Below are 10,653 nucleotides of genomic sequence, written 5' to 3' on the forward strand. Positions count from 1 at the left end.
AAAATCGGTGTTGCAAAAACGGGAGTGACCATAGATTCCGTTTTCTGAGACGACCCCTGGATAGGCCAGGTTATATGCTGCGCCTGTGGTCATTTGCTCGATGACCGCAGGTGCATAACCTTCTGCTTCCAGCTTACGATATGCAGCCCGGTAGTCTCTTTGGGTTTTCAGCGGGTATATCTTTCCGCCTTTACCATCGAAAGCGATAAACCAGAAATCGTCCGTGCCAGTTTCCAGATTTCTGCAACGTTTCAGATGCCATCCGCCTTCTCTCGCCCAGATGGTACGGTTATTTCTGGCATTCGTTTTGTCATAACCGTTCTCGTCAAGCCAGCTATCAAAGCTGGTCAGCCCCAGATCCTGAACCTCCAGAGAAGGCACTCGAATGACCTGCAAGGTATGGCGGGGTCTTGGCTCTCTCATCTTGATCTCTTCCTAGCGCTGGTCTGGGAAATACGGATATTGCGGGCCATATTCATAGTCATGCGGGCCTGGCTCAACTTCCCAGAATGGACGGCCGCTAATTGTCTTTGGACCGCGCTCGTTTACGATGTCTTCTACATCCTGAATATTAAATGGCATCGTTGCCAGTAACAGCTGATCTTCGGGTGTCAGCGTCACAGTTGCACCGTCGATACGGCTGTAAAGGTCGGCAAACTGTTTACCTGCACCGTGCAACCGGTGCTCCGCTACACTTCTGATTGCGTGTAAGTCCAGCTCCGCCGCTTCCATGCGATCCACGTATAGTTTCATTTCTTTACGCAAAGCGCTCAGCTCACGGGCTTTAATAAACCCGCAGGCGTACCCACCCAGGGCGATAACTGCAATGATTGCTAAAATTGCCATTTTTTTCTCTCACGTGATTGCGGCCGTTACTCTAGTCTTAATGTGAAGTCTGGGAATTCGCTGGATGTTAAGTACGTTTTCATCCCCAGACTGACAGATGCTAAGGCGCGATCCCAACACTCCATTTGTAAGTATCAGGCCCATCTTCTCCGCTGGTGGCATCTGCTACAATCTGTGCATAACGTTCTCCAGCAAGTTCTCTTACCATCTGATCCACGACCCATTGCAGATGATGCATTTCATCGGTTCCGCCGTAACGACAAGCCAACTCAATAGCCCGCTCTATTCTTTTTTGTTCTTCAGTCATACTGAATCCTCACGCTTACATCAGCTATTCTGAAAACATGCACACTATAAATTGCGGCTGTCATTTCTCAGCCAGGCGCCTGCATTGCTGCCTCATTCCATCAAAAATACTTTCCGCAAGCTGCTGGGGGAACTGGTCCGGAAGAAGCCCGCTAACACGTTCAATGACACCCGGGGTTCTGGCGATGATTTCCTCTATCATCGCCTCTGTCTGCTGTTTACTCAGGCCGGTTATCTCACCATGCCTGATCCAGTGGCGTCGTTGTATTCGATATATCTGGTAATAGTTGCTACTGCCACGTACGGCCATCGCCAGTTTGCACTTCTGCCAGGATATCTGATTGTTCCCATGACCGATCACCGGCCATGCCGACAACACATCATAGAGTGGTGTAAGGTGATAACGTCCCTGTGGCCCAATAGAAATACTGAAATTTTTAGCGTGGCCATCTGTTGCGGCCATCATCCAGAAAACTATCTGCGTCATAAAAAACTGCGCTTTGTCACGCTCAGCACGGTCTGAATTACTCAGAACTTCCATAATTTCCGATATACCTGGCCCGCCGTCCGCCTGATATTTTCGTAATGGCGAAATGCCCAGGGCCTGACACATATCCTCCTGGGGTAAACGAATGATCCATTGTCCGTTTCCTGACCATTTTCGGTCAAAACGTTCTACCACCAGCGCTTTCTGATCTTCAAAGTGAGCAATCTGCGTTCTTGCCACGGGGAGCCCGTACTGTTCGAGAAGTACCGAGCAGAGCCATTCATTTTCAACCGACGAGCGCATGTCGGCTTTCATGTTCCCCACAAGTCCGAGCGGTAGCTTGAATATATGCGTCGTTGGTGTATTACCCTCCGGCATACACCACCGATCTTCATGCCACAGTAGGGCTGTTTTCTCCTGAGCACCGGCAATAGATAAACGTAAGTCGTCGTTATCTTCTGGCCTGCCCGGTAGCAATGTCTCCGTGGTATTACGCAAAGTTGCCGCAATTTCTGATTCAGTAAGCGGGTGATACTTCACGGAATATAAATCTGTGGGTTCATCTCCGTCATGAAGCAGCTGTATCGCGCCCACGCAGTCTTTTCCCAGCTCCGTCAGAAGATCAAAAGGCTCCAGGCTATCGGCCTTGTAACGCATTGCCAGACGTCTGCGTATGCCTTCGCTGTCCGGGAGTAAATTATCAAAATAGTCACGTACCACATTTCCACGCCAGACCTGGTTCCCGGGAGTAAAAGGAAGGGACAATGACAGCGGCCTTCCCTGTTCGTCTGCACTCCAGTCAGGAAGGTATTGTAAGCTGTCTACCCCTTTACTTTTTTCCCAGTATCCGACTTTGATTCCGTTCATCCAGATTGCCAGACGCTGCTGTTTCCGGCTCATATCGTTACCATTTCTCCTGTCGTGCAGGTGAGTTTGATTTAAGCATTTCTTCCGTCTGCTTCCCCTCTGAAGAGGCGGTTGTCGAGGAGAAGCTGATTTTTACGCCCAGGATAGAAAACACCTTGAATAGCCGTTCAATGCTCGCACTGGCAGGGTTGGCTTCCAGACGTGAGTATGTCTGTTGAGTGACCCCTAACCTTTCGGACAGGTCTTTTTGCGTCAGGCCATTCGCCTTGCGAAAACCAATGAGCAAGGGACGCAACTGGTTGAGCGTGTTTAACGGGTAATCATTATTGATCATAAGCTGGCCTCAGTAGTTCCTCTGATACACCTTGTACGCTGTTTTCTAAACATACACCCTAAAAGCTGTAATATCAAATTAACAGCCTAAAAGCTGTTAAATAGAGAGTACAACCTTTAGGCTGTTACTAAGTGGCAGCATAAATCTTTATGAGGTTTGATATGAGAGAACTATCAATAATAAGCCGTTACGCTCGTACAGCATCCGGTAAGAGAGCTGACAGATCAGGATCATCGGTAAACGAGAAGCGGAGTATCTTATGGCCCTGTTGTGAGCTGTATAAATAACTACGAGCTACTCTCTGCCTCGGGGAGGAGGCAGAGAGAGTATTAAAAGCAAAGGCAGACATTTTTAGCAGCTGGTGGGCTATGGGGTTCCGGAGGTGCTCCGGTGAATGTTACTTGACTGGCAAGTTTCCTGCTCTGATGGTCAATGCCTCGATGCTGTCTATATTGTTCTGAAGCCGTTCCAGTTCTGCCTTTTCAATACCGGCCCAAAGCTTTAAGTGTCGCTGATAAAGGGACCACTTGAGTGAGTGAAAACCATTCCAGGCCAACCCCATCCAGGAGGCGTAATTCGCATTGAGAATATTGCCGGTGATATACATTTTACCTGCGTTAACAGCACTGGAAGTTCCATAACCCAGGGCAAGCATCATCCGGAAGCGTGGATTTAGCCGCAACGGCATGGTATCCAGTAAGGTCTCCCCAAAAGCTCCTTTTCCCAGCGATACCTGTTTCGCCACATAGAAAACCCGCATCAAAACTTCCATTATGCTCATCGGAATACTTGTCACGATAAACTGACGAAAGTCATACCCGTTGACATACATGTACTCTATTTGTTTGCCGAAGTTAGAACTCCCCACAGGGATCCCCTCAAGCATACGAAGTAGCCCCATAAAAGGAGCCGGTAACCCCATGCCACGGTTTCCTTTTGCTGAGGGGGCATTAACATCCGATGCCAGGTGTCCAAACATTCTGGCGATGAGCCTGAAAATATTGGTTTCGTCTGTAACGCCTTTACTGGAAGGATAAACCACGATCTGTCCATTCTGAACCACCGTACAGGTCCCGTTCAGCATATCCTTTATACCGAAAATAATGCCCAGTACGGGATCGTGTGACAAAGCTCTTAAGCGGTGATTTGTGGGAGACAAAACGCCACCGGCCGCACCCACTAAATCGCTGCTGATCGAACTGTCTGGTGCCCCTATAGGGAACAAATCTGAGAGTTTTGTACTCAGGTCCTCCGGCAAAATGGCATTGAAGGCTTTCTGCACCTGTTTATTGAAAATACCATCCACTTCTGCCGTAAAGCTCACCGTAGGTTTTGGCGGGGCTCTGACGCAAAGTAAATCCAGCATGGATGCTATGAGCCCGCATCCGCAGGCAATAGCATAATCCCAGGCGTCGAGTGCGTAGCGATCATTAAATTCTTTAATATGATTCTGGATCCGGGCATCTACAACAGCCAAGTCATCCGTGGAGAGTATTGTGGCCAGTCCAATATCACCGCATACACGCTGGTTAGCCTCGCTATATATAGTCTTGAGACCAGTAGAATGCATGGCAGTATCTGAAGGGGTCATTTCTCGCAGATGATGTTCTTTAAGCGCCAGATGCTCCGCTTCATCAAGTTCAGTGCCGCTGATTAGCCCGGTCAACTGTGCCTTAAGGCTCTCTATATCACTGTTAATTGTCTCGTGAGCGTTCGCGATATCCTGACCACGGAGCTGAATATAACGGATGGCCCTGAACTCATCATCATAAGGAGACTGACTCATGTGTTTACCTCACCGCGACCAGGCTACCTTTTGGAGCTTTCTTAGTAAGCATGTCGATTGTTGCCTTGATGCCAGCAATTTCTGCCTTAAAATATTCCGCATTCGACATCAACCTTTCCTGAACTTCGTAGAGCTTTTGGATGGCCTGACTAAGGGCGGCTGTCAGTTTCGCATTTTTTTTGTGTTTCACTATCGCGTACCCGCCAATCCCTAACACAGCTACAGGTGCGGCCAATACCGCAATGCCTGCAACCATACCGCCACCGACGATAGACCCTGCTGTAGCGAGCCCGGAGGTTATGCCTGCTGCTGACACTCCCGTTGTACCAAGCGTATAGAGAGCACCGAAGGAAGCCGCTGCGCCTACGCCTGACCCCGCCAAAGCTGCTGCGCCCTCAGTAATACCCGGGAACTTATTTTCAAGCGCCTGAAGAGCACTTGTAACTTCATCCATTGCCTTCTTGCGAATTTTTTCGAGCTCTTCAGTTTCGGTAGCGTCCATTACAGGCCTCGTATTCATAACTTGCTGTGTGATAGGTGAAAAAGAGCACCATAAAAGTGATGAAGAAATCATGACTTACTATTGTGGCACTTTCGAGTTCATGTTTGTCAGTTTCAATGCTGTTGCTGTTAGTAAGGGCAGACGCCATATCGGGCAGACCCAAAATAACTATCGTGCCAGCGTCATTTTGGAACTGACTTTGCTAAAAATCAGTAGCGGACTGAACAGACATGTGTGGATTTGAATCTGGGCAGGTTCCAGACATTATTCCAACCAGACTTCCAATGACAAAATGCTCGTCATTCTCGGAGACGACATAGGGTCCACCAGAGCAACCATCGGTGTTGAAATGTGCTATTACAAAGCGAGTTGTGAGATGTTGGGGAGAATGATTTGAGCAATTTAAAGGCCAAATGCCTGAAACTTCACCAGGGAATGTCGAAATTGTTGTCTCATTCATTGGATATCCGACACCCAATGTACCCATGCCAGCTGCGGGAGCCAGGACCTTAAAGTAACTACTTACAGGCTGTTGTATTCCAGCTGGTAATACGATTTCTGCACTGTCAACAAACGGAATGCCGTCCCTGTCATTAGCCTCATTGAGAATGAAATCGACTAGAACAGGCTCTTCGTTCACCAGTCCTTGATGGTTAAGAAATTTGACGTAAAGTTTAAGTGTATTGCTGACGGGATAAATTTTTCCAAGAGCATTGGTAACAACATGGGCTGCGGTGAGAATCTTTTGCTGCTGACCATTATCGAAACCAAACGCAGTTGCTTCGAGATGGCTACTAAAATGAGGATCATTGCTTACATAGATTTTACAAACGTAGTTTTCAAACATTATTTCCTCCTTTTGCCGGTACCTAATCAGTTACACGGCTGCATGTTATAAACAACTAAACTCGCTTCCTGATATTTGAGTTTGTATGTTTTGCCAGGCACCAGCTCACCTCTGAAACACGGTTAGTCTCCTCCATGACATGGTTATGGCGATGGTCAGAAACTGTTATCGACGAAAGGCTGGAATTCCTTTAATGGCATTATCCATTTCAAGTCGTATGTCCTGAACGGGAGCGTATATTTTTATGATTCCAGATCTTAACCCTGAAACATTCCCCGTATCAAAACTGACCCGTTACAGATAAGTCACCACCGGTGCTGTCGATTAATTTAGTGAATTGCATGTCCTCATCCCATAAAGGGTAGGGCCTACCCCCGGCATCGAGCAAACCTGACCACCCTGCCCTTATTAAGACCCCACATGCGGCAATGGTGCCCTGTCCACGCCGCCCGCGAACTTTGAGGAAATGGGGAGAAAATAAAAAGAAAACAAAAAGTTATCGGCTGAAGTACCGGCGCAGATCGGGAATCAGGCGAAGCCTGACAGCACGTTAGGGCCTGGCAGGGGGCTTGAGGGATGAGGACATGCAATTGTGATAACCTTCCCGCCACGGGGTCGGTTAAATTCGTATCCTGCCGGTGCAATTCCAACGGCCGCGTTACCAGTTCGCCGGGTAGCATGGCCAGCAAAGCCAGGCATCGAGCACCCGGGTTTCACTGACGGCCGCTGCATAGACGCCGGTATCCGGGAAGAAATAAACCGGGGTGGCGTTGTTCAGCTGGTCGCCTTCATCGGCCAGAGCGCCGATCACCTCATGAGGCTTAAGCAGCATATCCGTTAAATATTCATCCGGGTGGATGGCATTCAGCGATATGGCCATCTCCAGAAATTCATCCAGGGTATGGCGGGTACGATACCCCCGGAAAACCTCGTATGAAGGCGTGACGCATTCACCATCCAGGGAACAGGCATCGTAACCGGCCAGCTGCTCTTCGGTGAGTCCGGAGGCATGCTTTGCCACAAGATTCGTAAATTGCTCTTTATCGTCCATCACAATCCTTACGCTGTAGGGGCCTGTTTGTGTTATCACTGCTTCCGGTTTTTACTTCGCACAACCCGGCAGGTATCCGGTCGCCCGGGCGTCCTTTGCGGTCTTGTTCGCCCTTCGCCTGAATTACGTCAAATCCTTTTCACTACCCGGCCGCAGGGTGACACCTCCCCTTTTCTCCGGAAGCGAAAGAGGAAGAACAGTTTAACAGCCCGGATCCTCAATAATTTTCGCGTAACGGACTAAATAACCGGTTTATGCAGCTTCTGATAACCACAGACCGCGATAGAATAAAACGTCTGGTGAGGAACCGGAGTGTTATGTAAGCGGGGGGTTTAACTGGGTATCTGTGTAGTCCTATTTAGCCAGATATCCCGAATAAAAACCTCAACGATTAGGTAAACGAAATGGATGGATTCTGGTCGATGTTCTGTTTGTTTGTCGTGGTAGTTTCACTGCATAAAGCCCTTTCTGTAGCAGCAGCACGAGCAGACGCAGCAAAATTAAATATGCTTCTCAGAATGAGAAAGTTTAAAAAGTAGCTTTCAAGACATCTGAGAATTCTTTTAAATCCTCAGAGGAAGTTATATGTTTAGGCTATTTGCAAACTAAGGTTGGAATTCCATCATTCTAGCCTTAGATCTTTGATCAAGTGAAGTTGCTCACTTGGTTGGATTTTACCGTTTCCTGACGGCTTTTCAGAAGCGAGGGCTGGTTGGAATGCCTTCCAGCTAGAAGTCTTGCAGATGCTCTCCGGGCATTAACTCATTGTCGAATCTGCACCAGTATCACTAGGTTGTTGAGCGGGCGATTAGCTTTTTCACTGAGCCGCTGTACACTCGACTGCTTCAAGAAGCACTACTTACCATTTGCCTGCCGTAAGGTCTGTTCTTAGCTGGATTTTTTTGGGAGGATACGCAGTCATGACAACTCAATCCAGCTCAATACAATACGCTTACGCGCTAGACGGCGAGGGCACCCTCACGCACATTGGCGCTGCCCTGCGCTCACATACTTACACCTGCCCAGGTTGTAAGAGCCCCCTGACCCCGGTAATGGGCGAGTTCAACGCTAAGCACTTTCGCCATTCGGAAGAATGCTGTGCCCTTGAAACCTATCTTCACAAGTGCGGCAAAGAAGCATTCTTCTATCGCTACCAACAAGCTCTCAGCCGTGAAATGCCTATTAGCCTTGAGCTGGAGCGCCGGGTTGCCTGTAATGGTTCTCGTTTAGCCTTGGTTAGAGACGAAGCACGTCAGTGCGTAAAATCCGTGCCTGCACGCTACAACTTGACTCAATTTTTCGATCAGGCAGAGCTGGAAAAACACGATAAGGTCACAGGGCTGCGACCAGACGTGATGTTGTATGATACGACTGGCGAAAGGCGTTGCTACGTAGAGATTTGTGTCACACACCCCTGCTCTCAAGACAAGATCGAAGCCGGTATCCCGATTCTTGAGTTTAAGGTCCAATCTGCCTCTGATATTCAGATGTTGCTTACCGGGGCCTACTCGATCAAGGAGAAGATCCTGAGAGTATTCAACTGGCTTCCCCCGTTTCAATCTGTGGACACCTGTAGCGGCGTCTGCTCAGTAGGTAACGTGGATATGTCTGTCTGGAGTTTAAGTGGTTCCGGCCGACTCAACGAACAAACGATGCCGCTCGCTGAAGTGGATTTAACAATCAATTCTGACGTGAACACATGGCCTAGATCGTTAGGGGCCGCTGAGCTGGCTGATAACTTACGAGCTTTTATCCGTCACGCCGATCCTCATTCACTATTTCCCAACTGCATTATGTGCGAGCAAGCAGGCCGATGGGAGGATGGCTATCTGCAATGTCACAGTAAGGCAAAGATCGTTCCCTACACCGAGGCCCGTCAGTGCGCCAATTACAAGGTTAAGGCATGACCAAAAGACTGACTTGGGAGCAGAAAAGTATTGTCAGCCATGACACCGGACATGCGTTGGTAAAAGCCGTACCTGGTAGCGGGAAAACAACCACACTTGTAAAGCGCGTTGAGCGGCTGGTCAAGACGGGAACTGATCCTCGCTCCATTCTGATCCTGATGTACAACAAGTCGGCGCAGGTGAGCTTCACGGAGAACTTGAAGACGGCACTGATGTCGAGCGTGATTCCAGAAATCCGCACGTTCCACAGCTTGGCCTTAAAGATTGTTGGTTACGGAGAACGCCAACAGATAATCAAGAAGAAAGACCTCATTACTCCAAGCGACTACCGCTATGAGCAACTGGTAAAGCAAGCCTACCGCTATGGCTTTGACCATGAGGCGAATTATATTGACCCCAATGAAATTGAAAACTTCGAGCTGTTTATTGCTCGCTGCCGGGCGGCGGCCGTAACTCCTGTTGATGCTGCCAATGATCCAACGTTCAGCAACATCAAACGGGAGTTTATTCACGCCTATGGCCGCTATTGTGAGCTGCTGGAGGAAAACAGTCTGCGAACCTTTGATGACTGTTTGATTGAGGCTGTCGCACTGTTGCGTAATGACAGCAGCCTTGGTGCCCACTTCAAGCACATCATTGTTGATGAATATCAGGACGTTAACCTGATACAGCATGACATGACCCGCTTGCTATCTAAGTCGGATACGTCGGTTATGGCTGTTGGTGATGTTAACCAGTGTATTTATGAGTGGCGTGGTGCTCGACCAGACTTTATCGGCGGACTGTTTGAAAGGCACTACCCGAATACGAAGGTGTTTCAACTGTCATGCACGTTCAGATTTGGCCATGAGCTTTCCTTGATGGCTAACTCGGTAATTCGGCGCAACTCTACAAAGCTGACCAAGCTTTGTGTCAGTCATCCTAGCACCCCCAAAACAGAGGTCAGATTGCACTTTGATAACTGCCTATCCAAGGTGCTATCAAACCTCTCGGTGAGCAGTGGAACACAAGCCATATTGTCCCGCACTAAGGCGAACCTTGCTGAGGCGGAAATTGCTTTACGCCTGTGTGGGCTACCTTATCGCTACCTCAATGGTTCAAGCGCATTACACACCCGCACCGAAATCGGGATACTGGTAGTTGGCGTCTTGCTGTCTGTGTACGGCGATCTGCGGCTACTGGAAAACCATCCCAACAAACAAGCGATTGTTTACGGCTTTCTGAAGGAGGCTGGTTTTAGATGGCAGAAAGGGCAATTCAAAGCGGCGCTCAGTGGATTGATGGCTCCGCACGCCGACCTATGGTCTGCTCTAGGTCAGTTATTCGAGGGCGCACAATACCAAAAAGATCGGCTGGGCAGGCTCGCCACTATCTGCCAGAAAGACGGAGAGGAAACGCCTGCTATCGATGTGTTACGACGCCTGAGTATGGAGGGTTTCATTGATAGTGTTGGCTCTGAGGGTGTAACTCGCACTGGATCGAACGACCAGCAACGAGGGGTCGTGAGGATCGGGGAGCTACTTGACTCCAGTAAGATCGATTCCCGCACGTTTTTAAACCTTATCTTGAATCCAGGCGAGGCTGCTACTGACTGCGATCCCTTCATCCTTTCCACACTGCATGGTTCCAAGGGGCTGGAGTGGGATAACGTAATACTGATCGGGGTCGTCTCAGAAAACGGAATCTATGGTCACTCCCGTTTTTGCAACACCGATTTTGA

At 48.9% G+C, this 10,653-nt stretch carries 11 protein-coding genes; 2 read left to right on the forward strand and 9 right to left on the reverse strand.

Annotated elements, in window-relative coordinates; all coding sequences use genetic code 11:
- From ACOTYN_RS24945 to ACOTYN_RS24985, 9 genes are all read right to left on the reverse strand, one after another.
- The coding region (locus ACOTYN_RS24945) for a hypothetical protein (protein ID WP_421634787.1) at positions 1–423 on the reverse strand (423 nt) is incomplete at its 3' end.
- Between the two features lie 12 nt (positions 424–435).
- Entirely contained in the window at positions 436–846 is a 411-nt protein-coding gene (locus ACOTYN_RS24950; RefSeq protein WP_000985909.1) for a hypothetical protein, read from the reverse strand.
- 100 nt (positions 847–946) lie between these two features.
- The gene (locus ACOTYN_RS24955; protein WP_000134171.1) at positions 947–1,153 is read right to left on the reverse strand and encodes a hypothetical protein; all 207 of its coding nucleotides are present in this window, start codon (positions 1,151–1,153) and stop codon (positions 947–949) included.
- Positions 1,154–1,213: 60 nt separating this feature from the next.
- On the reverse strand, positions 1,214–2,539 hold the full coding sequence (locus ACOTYN_RS24960; protein ID WP_000088044.1) for a type II toxin-antitoxin system HipA family toxin: 1,326 nt from the start codon (positions 2,537–2,539) through the stop codon (positions 1,214–1,216).
- Positions 2,540–2,543: 4 nt separating this feature from the next.
- Positions 2,544–2,837, reverse strand: a complete 294-nt coding sequence (locus tag ACOTYN_RS24965) for a helix-turn-helix transcriptional regulator (RefSeq protein ID WP_012477377.1) — start codon at positions 2,835–2,837, stop codon at positions 2,544–2,546.
- A 400-nt stretch (positions 2,838–3,237) separates the two neighbouring features.
- Entirely contained in the window at positions 3,238–4,626 is a 1,389-nt protein-coding gene (locus ACOTYN_RS24970) for a hypothetical protein (RefSeq protein ID WP_000083579.1), read from the reverse strand.
- Between the two features lie 4 nt (positions 4,627–4,630).
- Entirely contained in the window at positions 4,631–5,128 is a 498-nt protein-coding gene (locus ACOTYN_RS24975; protein ID WP_000340139.1) for a membrane protein, read from the reverse strand.
- Positions 5,129–5,330: 202 nt separating this feature from the next.
- Positions 5,331–5,975, reverse strand: coding sequence for a trypsin-like serine protease (locus tag ACOTYN_RS24980; protein WP_259408565.1), 645 nt, complete (start codon positions 5,973–5,975; stop codon positions 5,331–5,333).
- Between the two features lie 658 nt (positions 5,976–6,633).
- Positions 6,634–7,026 carry a hypothetical protein gene (locus ACOTYN_RS24985; RefSeq protein ID WP_000341066.1) on the reverse strand — a complete coding sequence of 131 codons (393 nt, stop codon included), beginning with the start codon at positions 7,024–7,026 and terminating at the stop codon, positions 6,634–6,636.
- A 920-nt stretch (positions 7,027–7,946) separates the two neighbouring features.
- Between ACOTYN_RS24985 and ACOTYN_RS24990 the strand changes: the two genes are divergently transcribed.
- Both ACOTYN_RS24990 and ACOTYN_RS24995 read left to right on the forward strand, forming a co-directional pair.
- Positions 7,947–8,933, forward strand: a complete 987-nt coding sequence (locus ACOTYN_RS24990; RefSeq protein ID WP_000211823.1) for a hypothetical protein — start codon at positions 7,947–7,949, stop codon at positions 8,931–8,933.
- Positions 8,930–10,653, forward strand: a 1,724-nt coding sequence (locus tag ACOTYN_RS24995; RefSeq protein ID WP_252476818.1) for an ATP-dependent helicase, incomplete at its 3' end; no start/stop codon positions are given. The genes ACOTYN_RS24990 and ACOTYN_RS24995, both read left to right, overlap by 4 nt.

The organism is Enterobacter cloacae complex sp. IR5458 (genome assembly GCF_049238025.1).
Taxonomy (GTDB): Bacteria; Pseudomonadota; Gammaproteobacteria; order Enterobacterales; family Enterobacteriaceae; genus Enterobacter; species Enterobacter kobei.